This window comes from Streptomyces sp. NPDC057002, assembly GCF_042673825.1.
Classification (GTDB): Bacteria; Actinomycetota; Actinomycetes; order Streptomycetales; family Streptomycetaceae; genus Streptomyces.
Window position 1 is genome coordinate 202,107 of sequence record NZ_JBHURZ010000001.1, and the last position, 14,970, is coordinate 217,076.

General features: G+C 71.9%; 12 protein-coding genes. 2 read left to right on the plus strand and 10 right to left on the minus strand.

Annotated elements, in window-relative coordinates; translation table 11 throughout:
* Window positions 1-18 precede the first annotated feature (18 nt).
* From ACFT32_RS00975 to ACFT32_RS01015, 9 genes are all read right to left on the minus strand, one after another.
* Window positions 19-516 (minus strand): FcoT family thioesterase, encoded by a 498-nt coding sequence (locus ACFT32_RS00975; RefSeq protein ID WP_382484283.1) that lies wholly within the window; start codon window positions 514-516, stop codon window positions 19-21.
* On the minus strand, window positions 513-1,403 hold the full coding sequence (locus tag ACFT32_RS00980) for a TauD/TfdA dioxygenase family protein (protein WP_382484285.1): 891 nt from the start codon (window positions 1,401-1,403) through the stop codon (window positions 513-515). The genes ACFT32_RS00975 and ACFT32_RS00980 overlap by 4 nt, the downstream gene beginning before the upstream one ends.
* Window positions 1,404-1,426: 23 nt before the next feature.
* On the minus strand, window positions 1,427-2,845 hold the full coding sequence (locus tag ACFT32_RS00985; protein WP_382484287.1) for an MFS transporter: 1,419 nt from the start codon (window positions 2,843-2,845) through the stop codon (window positions 1,427-1,429).
* Window positions 2,842-3,606 carry an aspartyl/asparaginyl beta-hydroxylase domain-containing protein gene (locus ACFT32_RS00990; RefSeq protein ID WP_382484290.1) on the minus strand — a complete coding sequence of 255 codons (765 nt, stop codon included), beginning with the start codon at window positions 3,604-3,606 and terminating at the stop codon, window positions 2,842-2,844. Before ACFT32_RS00990 ends, ACFT32_RS00985 begins: the two co-directional genes overlap by 4 nt.
* Window positions 3,607-3,685: 79 nt before the next feature.
* Window positions 3,686-4,240: a sigma-70 family RNA polymerase sigma factor gene (locus tag ACFT32_RS00995; RefSeq protein ID WP_382484292.1), complete on the minus strand. Its 555-nt coding sequence runs from the start codon at window positions 4,238-4,240 to the stop codon at window positions 3,686-3,688.
* A gap of 106 nt (window positions 4,241-4,346) precedes the next feature.
* A complete protein-coding gene (locus ACFT32_RS01000) occupies window positions 4,347-5,036 on the minus strand; it encodes a hypothetical protein (RefSeq protein ID WP_382484294.1) in 690 nt (229 codons plus the stop codon).
* A gap of 9 nt (window positions 5,037-5,045) precedes the next feature.
* Window positions 5,046-5,573: a copper chaperone PCu(A)C gene (locus ACFT32_RS01005; protein WP_382484296.1), complete on the minus strand. Its 528-nt coding sequence runs from the start codon at window positions 5,571-5,573 to the stop codon at window positions 5,046-5,048.
* Window positions 5,570-7,846 carry a heavy metal translocating P-type ATPase gene (locus ACFT32_RS01010; RefSeq protein WP_382484298.1) on the minus strand — a complete coding sequence of 759 codons (2,277 nt, stop codon included), beginning with the start codon at window positions 7,844-7,846 and terminating at the stop codon, window positions 5,570-5,572. Before ACFT32_RS01010 ends, ACFT32_RS01005 begins: the two co-directional genes overlap by 4 nt.
* Entirely contained in the window at window positions 7,846-8,094 is a 249-nt protein-coding gene (locus tag ACFT32_RS01015; protein WP_382486990.1) for a hypothetical protein, read from the minus strand. Before ACFT32_RS01015 ends, ACFT32_RS01010 begins: the two co-directional genes overlap by 1 nt.
* 227 nt (window positions 8,095-8,321) lie before the next feature.
* Here ACFT32_RS01015 and ACFT32_RS01020 point away from each other — a divergent pair, with 227 nt between their 5' ends.
* Together ACFT32_RS01020 and ACFT32_RS01025 are read left to right on the plus strand one after the other, a co-directional pair.
* Complete coding sequence (locus ACFT32_RS01020; RefSeq protein ID WP_382484300.1) at window positions 8,322-11,315, plus strand: LodA/GoxA family CTQ-dependent oxidase; 2,994 nt, start codon at window positions 8,322-8,324, stop codon at window positions 11,313-11,315.
* The gene (locus tag ACFT32_RS01025; RefSeq protein ID WP_382484302.1) at window positions 11,312-12,427 is read left to right on the plus strand and encodes an NAD(P)/FAD-dependent oxidoreductase; all 1,116 of its coding nucleotides are present in this window, start codon (window positions 11,312-11,314) and stop codon (window positions 12,425-12,427) included. Before ACFT32_RS01020 ends, ACFT32_RS01025 begins: the two co-directional genes overlap by 4 nt.
* A gap of 35 nt (window positions 12,428-12,462) precedes the next feature.
* On the opposite strand, the gene ACFT32_RS01030 is transcribed toward ACFT32_RS01025, so the two are convergent.
* Window positions 12,463-14,925 (minus strand): SpoIIE family protein phosphatase, encoded by a 2,463-nt coding sequence (locus ACFT32_RS01030; RefSeq protein ID WP_382484304.1) that lies wholly within the window; start codon window positions 14,923-14,925, stop codon window positions 12,463-12,465.
* Between the last annotated feature and the right edge of the window lie 45 nt (window positions 14,926-14,970).

Sequence of the window (14,970 nt, forward strand, 5' to 3'; positions counted from 1 at the left end):
GGGCGAATCCTTCGGCTTTCAGGGGACGTTGACGAACGCGAGGGTCGCCTCGCCGTCGCAGCGGCCCGCTGCGGCGTCCCGGTAGCGGAAGGCGGTCTCGGCGTGCAGGAACGGGGTGTCGTCGGCCCGGGTGCGCCGGGTGACGGACCGGAACTCCATCTCCCCGGAGAAGGCACGGGGATCGACCGGGCGCCGGAAACGCGTCGAGAAACGGGCGATGAGAATGTCCGGCAGCTGATGCTTCCAGAAATCGTCCAGCGTCCAGGATTCGAACCCCGTACCGATCCCGTCTTTCACGGACTTGGCGACGAGGTAATACATCATCTGGTTGTAGCAGATGTTCACCTCGACGGAATTCAGGTGTCCGGTGTCGTCGATGTAGCACGACTCGGGTATCTCGAACTCGCAATGGGCAAAAGCCCGGCCGTCCGTTTCCGTCACGACAGCCGAACGCAGGTACTTGCAATGCTCCTTGTACGGCGTCAGCACCTGGGCCAGCAGAGCCTTGTCCGTCATGCCGCCCCCGTCCCGTCGTGGAGCCCGCGCTCGTCGTGCACCGTGACGCGGTGGGAGACGGTCGGCTCGGGTGTGGTCGTGTGCCGGGCGCGGTGGACGAGGCTGCGGTTGTCCCAGACCAGCAGGTCGCCCTTCTCGAAGCCCTGAAGGTGGATGTTCTCGTGCTCGAAGGCCTCGTCGAGCTGACCGGTGGCGTCGAACAGCCGCTTCAGCAGCTCCTCGTCGAGCGGACGGCCGTTCTCGTCCTCGATGGCGACCGTGAAGCCCTCACTGATGTAGAGGACCGTCTCGCCGGTCATGGGGTGGATGAAGGTGGTCGGCTGCCGGACGGCCGGGGTCTTCCGTTCGACCTCGTCGATGATCTCGGAGAGAGGCCGGTAGACGTCATGGGGCCGGATCTTGAAGTACTTGCGCACGGAGTGTCTGCAATATGTTCCGGTGATCTCCTTCTTGAGGTCATCGGGTAGTTTCTCGTACGCCCGGCCCATGTCGATGAAGTACGTGCCGCGGTTCTGCCGCGGAATGACCTGGGGGTGGATGAGGGTGATTCCGAAGGGGGCCGGCATGAACTGATAGTCGGCGTGCCAGAACTTGCCCGTTTTCGGCACGCCGATCTGTTTTCCGTTCTCCGGCACGTTGGAGGAAACGAATATCTCCGGGACCTCCGGATGCCGGTACATCGGCTCGTAGTACGTCTCGGGGCGGCCGAGTCGCTTGCCGAGTTCCAGGAACTCCTCGGGGGTGAGGGCCTGGCCCTTCAGGATCGCGATCTTCTGCGTGTAGACGGCGTTCTTGAGCGCGGCGATGTCGGCGTCCGAGGCGATGGTGTGGTCGAAGCCCTCGACCGTCGCGCCCATCGCGTCGACGGGCTGTTCCTTGATCTCCATGACGGGGGTGTCCTTCCGTGGTTTCAGACGGCTGCGGTGGTGCCGGTGGGCCTGCGGAGAAGCAGCAGCGCGAGCGCACCGCAGCCGATACCGCCCGCGATCACGAAGACAGCGGTGCGGATGCCGTCGAGGAGCCCGGGGCCGGATCCGTTCTGCCCGACTCCCCCGGCGACGGCGACCAGTAAGGCGAGGCCGACCGCGCCGCCCACCTGGAGGGTGGTCGACGCCAGCCCCGAGGCGATGCCCTGGTCTTCGGGGGCCACTCCGGCGGACGCGGTGATCCACATCCCCGTCCACGCGGCCCCCTGACCGAGGCCCAGCAGCACGATCCCCGGCAGCAGCGCGGCATACGAGCCGTCCGAGGCGAGCGCCAGGCCGAGTGCCGCGGCCCCGGCGGCACCCAGCGCCAGGCCGCCCACCAGCATGCGGCGCGTCCCGAAGGCGGACACGGCCCGTTCGCCCGCCTGCGTACCCAGGGCCACCACCACGGCGGGCACGAGGAACGCGAGCCCCGTCGCGATCGCGCTGTAGCCGTGGACGGTCTGGAAGTACAGGGTCAGGAAGTACGGCACCGAGCTGAACGTGGCGCTGAACAGGGCGGTCACCCCCATGGCCGTGAGCAGGCCGGGGTGGGCGAACAGCCTCGCCGGCACGAGCGGGTCACGGGACCTTGTCTCGATGACGGCGAACAGCGTCAGCAGCCCGGCCGAGAGGGCCGCGCTGGTGAGGGCCGTGGGAGTGCCCCAGCCGTCCACGGGGGCCCGCACCAGCAGGAACACCAGGAGTGTGACCCCGCCCGTCGCGGTCAGCGCGCCCGCCGCGTCGAAGTGCCGCGAGCGGTCGAGCGGGCCGTCCCCGGGGAAGAGCGACCACGCGGCGACCGCGAGGACTCCGGCCACGGGCACATTGACGAGGAACACGGCCGGCCAGCCGAACGCCTCCACCAGGAAGCCGCCGAGGAGAGAGCCGAAGCAGAGCCCGCCGGCGCCGGCGGCACTCCACACCGCCAGGGCGCGGTTCCGGTCCGGTCCTTCGTCGTACAGGGTGTTGATCAGGGACAGCGTCGCCGGGAACAGCAGCGAGCCGCCGATCCCCTGGACCGCCCTGACGGCGATCAGGACGCCGGGTGACTCCGAGACTCCGCCCACGAGGGAGGACCCCGCGTACAGCAGAGCCGCCAGGACGAACATCCGGCGTCGGCCGAGCAGATCCGCGGCCCGGCCGCCCAGCAGCAGGAAGCCCCCGGTGGACACGACGTAGGCGCTCACCACCCACTGCAGGTCGTGGCCGGAGAAGCCCAGCCCGGTGCCGATGCGGGGCAGCGCGACGTACACGATGTTGTAGTCGAGCGAGATGACGAGCTGCCCCGACGCCAGCACGAGCAGAGGAAGCCCGAGCGGCTTTCGCGGCGCGGTCCTTCCCGGTTCTGTCGCGGCCGTCATCGGTCACCCCCGCTCTCCCCCATGAGCCTGCGGATCTCGGTGACGAGGGCGACCAGCGCCCGACGCTCCGGAACGGTCGTCTCCGGGTGCCAGAGGTCGATGAGCAGACAGGTCCGGGGCCTGGTGCCGTCGTTACGTGCCGCGTGCTCGAAGGAGTAGTCGAAGAGCAGGCATTTCCCCTCCTCCCAGGAGCGGGTCTCCCCCGCGACCGTGATGCCGCACCCTTCGGGGATGTCCACGGCGAAATGCAGATTGATGCTGAAGTTCCATAGATCGCAGTGGGGTTCGATGGCGGCGCCTGGCAACAGGGTGGAGAAATGGCATTCCAGGAGAGGGCAGATCCTGCCCGTGTCGACAGCGACGTCCTTCAGTACCTGATATGCGGTCGGAACTGTGCCGGCCGATTCTTCGACCAGTCCGCCCTCGCGGTAGAGGTACAGGGCCTGCCAGCTCTCCTGGCGTGTCAGATAGTGCTCGTAGTCGGCGAACGCCTCCCGGCGGGTCTCCCAGGCGCTGAGCAGCTCCTTCTTGATGGTCCGGTGACGGGCCTCCAACTCCCTTACCACGGGCGCTAGTTCGGCGTAGGCGTACGGATCGTGCCAGGGCGTGGGCGAGAGGCCCGGCATGATCCACTTCGCTGCCTTCTGCAGCGGATGCCGTTCGCCCCCGCCCGGCTCCAGCATCTGCTCGACCCGGGTGATCGATTCCGCGCCGAACTCGGCTCTGACGGCGGCGAAGGCATTCTCTATCTCTGGTGTCACGGGGTTCTCCGCGCCCTCGAGCTGTTCTGTCGGGCTGGTAGTCGGTCGGGGGCGGGCTTGCGTTCCACGCTTCTTCGGATCACGTTCCCTCGTCCAGGAGCGCGACGAGGGTCGCCCGGGCCCGTGCCACCCGCGAGCGGATCGTGCCGACGGGGCAGCCGCCGGCTTGCGCGGCGTCTTCGTAGGGCAGCCCTGCGAGTTGGGTGAGGACGAACGCCTCACGGCGCTCGGTCGGCAGCGCGTCCAGCAGGTCGAGCAGGGCCACGCCATCGTCGAAGCCGGGCAGACCGGTCGGCTGGGCGCGTTCGGCCCATGCCGTCCAGTCGTCGACATCGGCCGACTTCGGCCGCGTGGCGGCGTACCGCAGGCTGTCGACGAACGTGCGGCGCGCGATGGACAGCAGCCAGGTGCGCGCCGACGAGCGCCCCTCGAACCGGTGCAGGCTGCCGAGCGCCCGCAGGAACGTGTCCTGCGTCAGGTCGTCGGCCAGCTGGCGGTCGGCGGAGAGGTAGGTGACGTAGCGGACGACGTCCGGATGCAGTGCGCGTACGAAGCGGTCGACGGCGTCGGGGTCGCCGGTCCGGGCGGCGAGAGCCCAGGCCGTGGCACGGTCGTCGCGGACAGGAGTGATCACCTGATGTCCTTCTCAGGGTGATCCGGGACCGGTTCGGCAAGGCGGCACGGGTGAACGTGCCACGGCCGAAGGGCCCCGGGACGGTAGTGGGATGGATCCGGCTGTCTCAGAGGACAGCGGTCCCGGCCGGAGGCCCCCGAGAGGTGATCGTGTACGCGAAGGTGGGACGCGGGAGCCGCTCCGCGCGCTCGCGCGTCGGCCGCAGTCGGGGCCTGCGGGGCGGGACGGGCGGCGACAGCGGCAGCCGCAGCGGGGCGGCCAGCCGGCCCGCGACGGCCCGCAGAAGACGGAACGCGGCCTGCTCGCCGAACGCCAGCCACACACCGGTCAGCAGAGCGGCCAGCAGATGGGCGGCGAGCATGCCGAGCGACGACGTGTCGCCCGTGCCGTGGGCCATGTTGGCCATGTGGGCCATGTGGGCCATATGGCCCAGGTGCTCGGCGTGCGCCGCGTGGCCCATGTCCGTCGAGCCCATGTGCATTGAGCCCATGTGCATCGAGCCCATGTGTGGCGGTGCCCCGGCACCCGTGTGGGAGCCCGCCGCCGACTGGCCCCACGAGAAAGCCGAGTGCAGCGCACCTTGGGCGACGACGACCACGAACACGACCAGCGGGAAGCCCCGTTCACGGCCCGCCAGCGCCCAGCCGACGCCGCTCGTGACGGCGAACCCGGCGGCCAGTGTCCACCACTGCACGGTGGCGCCCGACATCAGCACATGCCCCAGGGCGGCGAGCAGCACGCAGACGGCCGCGAACACCACTGCCCGCACCGTGCGCGCACACCACCCGGCGGTCATGACGGCTGCTCAGCCCCTGTCCTGTCCCGGACGGACCACCACCGCGAGGGTCTTCACAGGCCCGCTGCGTTCGAAGTGCAGCGTGAAGGCGACGAGGTCACCGGTCTGCCGGCCGCCCTTCTTCACCGGCACGATCACGTCGAAGCCCGCCGGTGACATCACGAGGCTCCTCCCGGCCGGGATTCCGACCGAGGACACGGTCCGGTCGGAAGCCGTGTTGGAGCTGGTCATGACGTGGCGGCTCAGGATGGGCCCGCGGCCTGCGGCCCCGGCGGTCGTCACCTTCAGCAGCCGGTCCGGCGCGCCTCCGCTGTTGGTGATGCGGAAGAAGGCCGCCGTGTCCGGGGTGGTACCGGTGGGCGCGAACATCTTGCCGTCGGTGACCGTGATCGAGGCCGGGGTGCCGGCGTTGCCGTAGGCGGTCCAGAGACTCAGCCCGCCGAGGGCGAGCCCGCACGCGGCGACGGGTGGGACCGCGGCGAGCAGGGTGTCGGCGAGCCGGCGGCGGGTCGGGCGCCAGGGGCGCTGTCCGGTCATCGGGTACTCCGGGCGGCGAGGGAGGTTGAGCGCGGGGGCTGCCAGGCGCGCAGCCGCAGGCTGTTGGCGACGACCAGCACCGAGCTGGCCGACATCGCCGCGGCGGCGAGCATCGGATTGAGCAGGCCCGCCATGGCGAGCGGCACGGTGACGACGTTGTAGCCGAAGGCCCACACCAGGTTGGCGCGGATCGTCGCCAGCGTGCGCCGGGCGAGCCGGACCGCGTCCGCCAGGGCCTCGATGTCGCCGCGCACGAGCGTGACGTCGGCGGCGCCGACCGCCACGTCCGTGCCGCCGCCCATGGCGATGCCCAGATCGGCACCCGCCAGCGCGGCCGCGTCGTTCACACCGTCACCGACGACCGCGACCCGGTACCCCTGCTCCTTCAAGTCCCTTACGAGGGCGGCCTTGTCCTCGGGGGTGCGGCGGGCGTGCGCCTCCTCGATGCCGAGTGCCTCTGCGACGGCCCGGGCGGGCGCCTCACGGTCGCCGGTGGCCAGGACGGGCCGTACTCCGAGGCGCCGCAGCCGGTCCACGGCCCGGTAGCTGCCGGGCCGCAGGACGTCCCCGACCTCGATCAGGGCCTCGGCCCTGCCGTCCACGCGGACCACCACGGGCGTACGAGCGGCGGTCTCGGCCCCGGCCAGGGCATCCGCCAGCCCGCGGGGCAAGTCGTCGTCGGGGGCTAGGACTTCGACCAGCCGTCCCTCGACGCGCCCCCGCACTCCGCGCCCGGGCAGCGCGTTGAACTCGCTCACGTCCGGCAGCCTCTGCTCGCCCTGTTCCTTCCGCGCGCAGGCGCGGACGGCACGTCCCAGCGGATGCTCCGAGCCCTGTTCCACCGCCCCCGCCAGCCGCAGTACCGCCGCCCTCCCGAGCCCGTCGGGTACGGCCGTGACCCGGGCGACGGTCATGTGTCCGGTGGTGAGGGTGCCGGTCTTGTCGAGCACGACGGCGTCGAGATGCCGAAGCCCCTCCAGGGCCTGCGGGCCGGTGACCAGAACGCCCAGCTGAGCGCCCCGGCCGGTCGCGGCCATCAGCGCGGTCGGGGTCGCGAGGCCCAGCGCGCACGGACAGGCGACGACCAGGACCGCGACGCACGCGGTGAGCGCGGCCTGCGGATCGGCACCGGCGCCCAGCCAGAATCCGAGCGCGGTGACGGCCAGAGCGAGCACGACCGGCACGAACACCCCGGCCACCGAGTCGGCCAGCCGCTGGGCGCGCGCCTTCCCGGCCTGTGCCTCGGTCACCAGCCGGGTGATCCGGGCGAGCTGTGTGTCGGCTCCGACGGCCGTGGCGCGGACGAGCAGCAGGCCGCCGGCGTTGACGGCTCCGCCCACCACCGCTGATCCCGGTCCGACCTCCACGGGTTCGCTCTCGCCGGTGACCATGGACAGATCCACGGCCGAACTGCCCTCCGTCACCTGCCCGTCGGTGGCGATCCGCTCGCCCGGCCGTACGAGGAAGACCTGCCCGGCCCTCAGCTCCTCGATCGGGACGAGCCGTTCCGAGCCGTCGTCCGTCCGGACGGAGACCTCCTTGGCCGCGAGCCTGGCCAGCGACCGCAGCGCCTCCCCCGTCCCGTGCCGCGCCCGCGCCTCCAGGAACCGCCCGGCGAGCACGAACAGCGGTACGCCCACGGCCGCTTCGAGGTAGATGTGCGCGACGCCGTCCGAGGCGGTGGGCACCAGGGTGAACGGCATCCGCATCCCGGGGTCCCCCGCACCCCCGAGGAACAGCGCGTACGCCGACCAGGCGAAGGACGCCACCACGCCCAGCGACACGAGCGTGTCCATGGTCGCCGCCGAGTGGCGCAGCCCCCGGGCCGCCCGTGCGTGGAAGGGCCAGGCACCCCACACGGCCACGGGCGCGGCGAGTACGAAGCACAGCCACTGCCAGTTGCGGAACTGCAGCACGGGCGCCATGGACAGGACCAGCACGGGCAGCGCGAGCAGGGCGGTGACGACCAGCCGGTGCCGTTCCCGCAGGGTGCCCTCGGCATCCTCGCCGTCATCGTCCGCCCGCTCCTCCGCCTCGGGCGGCTCGGGCAGGGCGGCGGTGTAGCCCGCTTTCTCGACGGTCGCGACGAGTTCCTCCGGACCGATGTCCGCCGGATGGCTCACGCGAGCCGTGCCGGTGGCCAGGTTGACGGTCGCCGTGACCCCGTCCAGCCTGCCGAGCTTCTTCTCGACCCGGGCCACACAGGCCGCGCAGGTCATGCCGCCGACGGTCAGGTCGGTCGTCACCAGAACGGCCCCCGGTTCGGCCCCCATCAGCCGTGTCCCCCCTGCATGCCGTCCATGTCTCCCATCCCCCCGCCACCGCCCGGGTCGCCGCCGTCGCCACTCGTGCTGTCGCCCTGCATCCCGGGTGCGACAGGGCCGGCGGCGACGCCCACGGCGTAGGACACCGCGAAGATCAGCACCAGCAGCAGGAGGAAGCCACAGAGCGCGGGCGGGGGCGCCGCTCTCCGCGAGCCGGTGCCCGCACTGCTCGAAGGGGACTGCCGGGCCTCGTCCATCAACCGCGTCTCCAGGTCATGTCGTACGACGTCGCCGGGATCGCGGCGCACCGGTTCAGTGGTCGGACGGGCCGTCAGCCGAGTTCCGGAGGGCGTATATGGCGCCTGTCACACGCGGCCGGAGCGCTACTCCGAACGAGCGACTTAGGCATATTTTCTCCGGTCTTGTTCCACCTATGAGCAGGGGACGAACGCCGAATCAGCCAGACCAGCGGGAGAACGCGCCCATGACCGGGACAGCCGACGAGCACCAGAACTCCTCTCAGCCCCTGGCCGACTGCGCCGCCGAGCCGGTCGCCGGCATCCTGGCCGAATTCGTGGACAAGCGCATGGGGCAGCGGATCGCCCAGGGCCAGGACCCGGTGCTGCGGCCGGTCTTCGTCAAGTACCACGGCACCGCCCGGGGAGTGCTCACGGTCGCCCCCGATCTGCCGCCGGACCTCTGTATCGGGTTTCTCAAGGCCGCCCGGGAGCAGGAAGGCGGTCTGACCGCCTGGGTCCGTTTCTCCAGCGACATCCTGCCGGACCGTCCGGACTTCCGCCGGACCCTCGGCATGGGCATCAAGCTGTTCGGCGTTCCCGGCCCGAAGCTGCTGGAGGACGAGGGGCAGACGGACACCCAGGATCTCGTCCTGCAGAACCATGACGTGTTCTTCGTCGACACCGCCCGGGACATGTGCGAGTTCCAGCAGGACCCGGTCGCGTACCAGAACGCGCATCCGGAGACCCGCAGCATTCTGCAGGCCATGCGCAAGCCGGAGGAGAGCACGCTGACGGCCAGGTACTGGGGCGTGCTGCCGTACGAGTTCGGGGCCGACCGCCATGTGAAGTACGTGCTCGCGCCGGTCTCCTGCCCGCCCGGTGATCCGCAGGCGGCGCCGCCTGACGAGGACCCCTCCTTCATGCGGGGGGATCTGCGGCACCGGCTGGCCGCGGGCGAGGCCGCCTTCGACCTGCTGGTGCAGTTCCGCACGCACCCGGACTTGATGCCCCTGGACCGCGCCACCGTGCGCTGGGAGGAGTCGCTGAGCGCACCGGTCCGCGTGGCGCGGCTGACCCTGCGTCAGCAGGATGTCCGGGCGCGCGGCCAGGACGCCTACGGCGAGAACCTGGCCTACAACCCCTGGCACTGCCCGGCCGAGCACCGGCCGGTCGGCAGCATGGCCGAGGCCCGCAAGGTCGTGTACCGGGCGTCGGCCGCACGGCGCCGCGACGCCAACGGCATTCCGGTCGCGGAACCGGGCCCCGCACGGCCCCCGTCCGCCGAACCCCAGGGGCGTGACACCCGGATCGTGCGGGCCGCGATCCATCCCGCCATCGGGGTGGCGCGGGTCGGTGACAGCGCGGACGAGTTCTTCCTCGCACCGGAGGTGGACGCCCCTCCCCCGCTGCCCTCCGGCTCGTACAAGGACGCGACCGGCGCCCTGAAGCGGCAGGCGGCGCGCTTCCGTCTCTACGGCTACAACGCCGCCGGGGAGCCGGTCGCCGAGCTGACCGCGGACAACGCGGACATCCGGTGGACCGTGCATGTGGCCAACAAGAAGGCCGCCTGGTACCAGTTCCAGCTGGCCCTGGACATCCCCGAGGCCACGGCCGCGCCCGCCACCACGCCCCGCAACCCCAAGGTGCCGCCCGCCGAGCGCGGCCGGCTGGTGATCGACCCCGGTCCGCGCTCGGTCAGCGGCCGGGACCGCGCGGGCCGGCCCGAGTACCGGTTCGACACGGGCTGCTTCCTCGGCAGGCCCGTCCAGCTGGGCGAGGTCCGCACCGACGGCGCCGGCCGGCTGCTGTTCCTCGGCGGGCACGGCAAGTCGGCCTCGGTGGACCACGCGCAGGCCACGCACTTCGCCAACAACGACGGCTGGCACGACGACGTCTGCGACGGCCCGGTGAGCGCGCGGGTGCGCGTCGACGGCCGTTCCGTTCCCGTCGAACCGGCCTGGGTGGTGGTGGCGCCGCCGAACTTCGCGCCGGAGCTGACGTCCGTGCGCACGATGTACGACCTGCTGCGTGACGTCTTCGTGTCGGCCGGCACCCTGCCACCGCCGGACAAGGTCTCCTTCACCCGTGACGTCCTGCCGGTCCTGCGGCGCCTGTGCGACCTCCAGTGGGTCAATCGGGGCATCGCCACGCTGTTCGGGCACGGCGGGCGGGAGCACTTCCTGGCGCCCGGGCGGCTCGCGCGGCTGGCGGACCCCGGGCCGCGCAACGCGGAGCTGCGGCAGCAGATCTGGGCCACGATGCGGGACCTCGACCGCGACGGGCTCTCGCCCGTGCCCTGGCCGCCGCTCTACGGGGACACGATGAGCGTGCGGCCGGTCTACCCGCGGCAGCATCTGACGCTGACCCCGTTGCAGTACCGTTCGCTGGCCCGGTGGGCCGCGGGGGACTTCGTCGCCGACCACGACCCCGCGGCGGTGCCGCCCGGGAACATCGACGCGGTGCCGCTGAGAGAGCGGCCGGCCATGCTCGACCGCGCGGCCCTGTCGTTCTGTCTGGCCGACGCGTTCCACCCGGGATGCGAACTGTCCTGGCCGATGCGCCACAGCACCCTGTACATGGCACCGTTCCGGGTGCGGCACCGCGATCCCGGCACGCCCGAGTCCGATTACGGCGCGGTGCTGACGCCGCAGACGGCGGTCGGCGCCGGCGGTCCCCTGTACGGGCAGGGCCCGGGTGATCTCACGCGCTGGATGGCGGTGCCCTGGCAGACCGACACCGCCCGCTGCCGCTCCGGCTACTACCTCGGGTACGGCCCGCGCTACGACCCCTATCTGCCCACCTTCTGGCCCGCCCGGGTGCCCAACCACGTCCTCACGGAGCAGGACTACGAGAAAGCGGTCGACCCCGGCAGCCCGGCGGAGGAGCGCCGGACGGCCTTCGAGCGCCGGGCAGTCTGGGACAGATGGCTGCCCCCGGACCGCATCGAGCAGATGAACGCCATGGTCAAGGACTTCGGCAAGCTCGGCCTCGTGGAACGGCGCGCGGGCGCCACGGACGACCCTGAGCTGCCCGCGACGATGTTCGTGGAGTCCGCGGTGAGCTTCCAGCCGGAGCAGCCTCCGCCCGCTCTGCGGAATCTGCGGTGCCTGCATGTGCCGGAGGCGGCGGACTCGGGCGACGGCGTCGTGGCCGCGGCCCTCGCCCAGACGGACGTACCCCAGGAGCAGGTGATGGCGGGCTACTTCGAGAAGGTCGAGCGCTTCCCGGACGAGCGGTGACCTTCGAGGTGGTCGTGGCCGGAGGCGGTCCGGCGGGCGCCGTCGCCGCGCTCGTCCTGGCGCGGGCCGGACGTCGCGTGCTGCTCGTCGACCACAGCGGGGACGGCCCTCGGTCCTCCTTGTCCCGGATCGGCGAGACCCTCCTGCCGGCGGCCAGGCCGCTGCTGCACGATCTGGGACTGTGGGACGAGTTCGCCGCGGGGCCTCATCTGCGATGCGTGGGGACCTACGCCTCCTGGGGTTCGGAGACCCTCCACGGCCGCAGCCACCTCCACGATCCGCACGGGCACGGCTGGCACCTGGACCGGAGCGGGTTCGACGCCTTTCTGCGCGGCGCCGCCGAGTCCTCCGGCGCCGAACTGCGCCGGGCCGAGGTCGTGCCACCGCCCCGTCCCCCGCACGCCGGCGGCCGGGGCGTGCTGCTCCGCGAAGGCGGCGGGCTCGAAGAGGTGCGCTGCGACTGGGTCGTGGACGCCACCGGTCGCCGCGCCGTGATCGGCCGCCGGCGGGGCCGGCGCCGCAAGCAGGACCGGCTCGTCGCCGTGTACGCGCTGTTCGGACGAAGGCTCCCCGCCCGGCGCGCCGAGGACACCGAGCTGCGCACGCTCGTCGAGGCGGTCCCCGGCGGCTGGTGGTACACGGCCAGGGTTCCGGCCGGACGACTGGTCGCGCACCTCACCGACACCGACCTGGCCCACTCCGCCCTGCGCACCGCCGAGGGCTTCCTCGCCTCGATCGGGAACACCCGCCACGTCCGTACCCGCCTGGACGGCTACGACCCGGCCCATGCCCCGGCGCCGCGCTGGACCGCGGCCCACGGGCTGCGTCTGCGCCCGGCGGCGGGCCCCGGATGGATCGCCGCCGGAGACGCCGCCCTCGCCTTCGACCCGCTCTCCTCCCAGGGCATCCTCACCGCGCTGCACACCGGGGCCCGGGCCGGCCGAACCGTCGATCTGTGCCTGTCCGGCGAGACGGGCGCACTCGACGGCTACTCCCGGTTCCTCGACCGGATCACGGACGCCTACGAGCAACATCACGCCGAGACCTACGCCCAGGAGCGACGCTGGCCGGGGCATACGTTCTGGGATCGCCGCGCTCCCGCGACGGCCTGACGCCGCCCGCATGGCTTCGATCTCATGACTTCGATCTACATGACTTCGATGCTGATGATGCAGGTGTCGTCGTCCGTGTCGGATCTGCTGTAGGTGAGCAGATGGTCGAGGCGCTGGTCGAGGGTGGTCTTCTTGGCGCTGGCGGTCACCAGGAGGTGCTTCAGGGACTCCTCCATGGAGCGGTCCCTGCGTTCCACCAGTCCGTCGGTGTACATCAGCAGCGTGTCGCCGATCTCAAGCCGCATCTCGGCTTCCTGGTAGGTGATGTCCGACGCCGCTCCGAGCAGCAGCCCCTTGAGCAGGGGCAGGGTCGTCGCCTCTCCGTCCCGTACGAGAACCGGCGGCAGATGTCCGGCGCGGGCCCAGCGCAGCACCCGGCGGACGGGGTCGTACAGCGCGCAGACGGCGGTCGCCGTCACCGAGTCGGAGAGGTGGTGGGCGACGCTGTTCAGCCAGGACAGCAGCTGGGCCGGGCCCGCTCCGGTGACGGCCAGGCCGCGCAGGGCGTTGCGGAGCACGACCATGCTGGTGGCCGCCTCGATGCCGTGCCCGGCGACGTCCCCGACGCTCAGCAGGATGTGCTTCGAGGGCAGGACCACGGCGTCGTACCAGTCGCCGCCCACGAGGTGATCGGTCTCGGCGGGCCGGTAGCGCACGGCCGTGCGCAGCCCCGGCGCGACCAGGGGTGCCGCCGTGGAGGGCATGATGGCCTGTTGCAGTTGCAGGGCCAGTCGGTTCCGCTCCGCGGACTGCTGTTCGGAGTGGGCGAGTTGGTCGCGGGTGGCCGCGAGGGCGACCTCCGTCCAGTGCTGTGCCGAGACGTCCTGGTAGGCGCCGCGCACGGCGAGCAGGCTGTCGTCGATGTCCATGACGGGTTCGGCGACCACCCTGATGTGGCGGGTCACCCCGTCCGGGCGCAGCAGGCGGAAGGCCTCCGACGCCGGCTTGCGGTGGTGCAGCACGGTCCGCAGGAAGCGGCCGATGGCGACGGCGTCGTCGGGGTGGGCGTGGGCTCGCAGGTCCTCGACGGGTGCGGGCCCGTCGGACTCCGCCCTGCCGTAGAGGGCGAACAGCTGACTGTTCCAGGTGATCTCGCCCGTGACGAAGCTCTCCTCGAAACCGCCGATGCGGCCCAGGCGTTGGGCGTGCTCGAGCAGGTTGGCCAGACGTGCCACCTCGTCCTCGATCCGCCAGATCAGCAGCACGCTGTCGCCGTGCCGGGTCATGCTGACCTCGGCGACGGAGGACAGCGGCACCTGGTCCACGAGCGCGGTGAGTGTCATGTGCCCGGCCCGGAACGGCTCGCCTGTGGCGTAGACCCGTTCCAGGTGGCTGAAGAGGCCGTTCTCGTCGGCCGCCAGGGGATACGCCTCCAGCAGCAGTGCGCCGTCGACGGTGCTGCGGGGGCGCCCCGCGGGGTCGCGGAAGCGGTGGTTGACGTGGTGGATACGGAAGTCGCTGAGATGTCCGGTGTCGTCCACCTGGGGGATGAGCACCAGCGCGGGGTCGTACAGCGAGTCGGCCAGGTCCGTCAGTTCCGACAGGCCGGTCCTGAGCGGGGGGCCGTCGGGGGGCAGGGAAGAGGAGGGAGAGTGGATCTCCAGAGTGTGGGCGCACAGTTCCGCGAGTGCGTCGAACTGCCGGACGACGGCGGGCGGTTGCGCGACCAGCGGGGTGGGCCAGCAGATCTCGAGCACACCGTGGATCCGTCCGCCCACGCCGGTGGGGACGGCGACCCTTCCGCCGTCGGGCTGGTGGGTACGGCCGATGGACGGGGGTCCGGCCGCCAGGGACCGGATCCACTCGGGCCTGCGCTCGGTCAGCGCGGTGCGGGCGACGGTCGCCACGCCCGGCGGCACATAGCGCCAGCGCTCCGCCTCACCCTCGGGAAACCCTGAGCTGCCCGCGAGCGTCAGGGAGCCGTCGGCGCCGGCCGCCCAGATCGCCACACCGGTCGCCCCGAGCGGTTCCAGGGCGTGCTGCAGCAGGGAGTCGGCGACGGCCTGGGTGTCCTCGGCGGCCAGGGCACTGCTCTCCGCCGTGCGCAGCCGTACGGCGGCGGACGGCATGGCGGGCGGGGTGCCACGGACCGCCGTCGCGAAGTCGACCGCGACCTCGGTCAGGCGGTCGCGTGCCGCCTGGTTGATGATGTCGACGGCCAGCTCGAGGGGCGTCATCGCCGACTGTTCGGCGAGTTCGGCCAGTTGCCGGGCCGCTTCGGCGGGACCGCAGTGCAGGCGCTCGACGAGGACGCCCTTGGCGAGATCCATGAGGGCGCGGCCATCGGCCGCGGCGTGCGCCGCCTGTACCTCGTGGCGCAGCCGTTCCACCGTGACGGCCAGCCGGCCGACGGGAGAGGTCAGCGGCCCTCCGGACGGCTCGGCGACCGGTATGGCGTCGCCCTCGGCGGGCTCGGCGGCCGGCGGGCCCGCCGCGGCGCCCTGGCGTCGCGGCTCATCGTCCCGGGAGGGGTCCCCGGACAGATCGGTGTTGCTCACGTGGACGCTTGCTCCTTCTGACCCGCACACCGTGCGGGAGGCGTC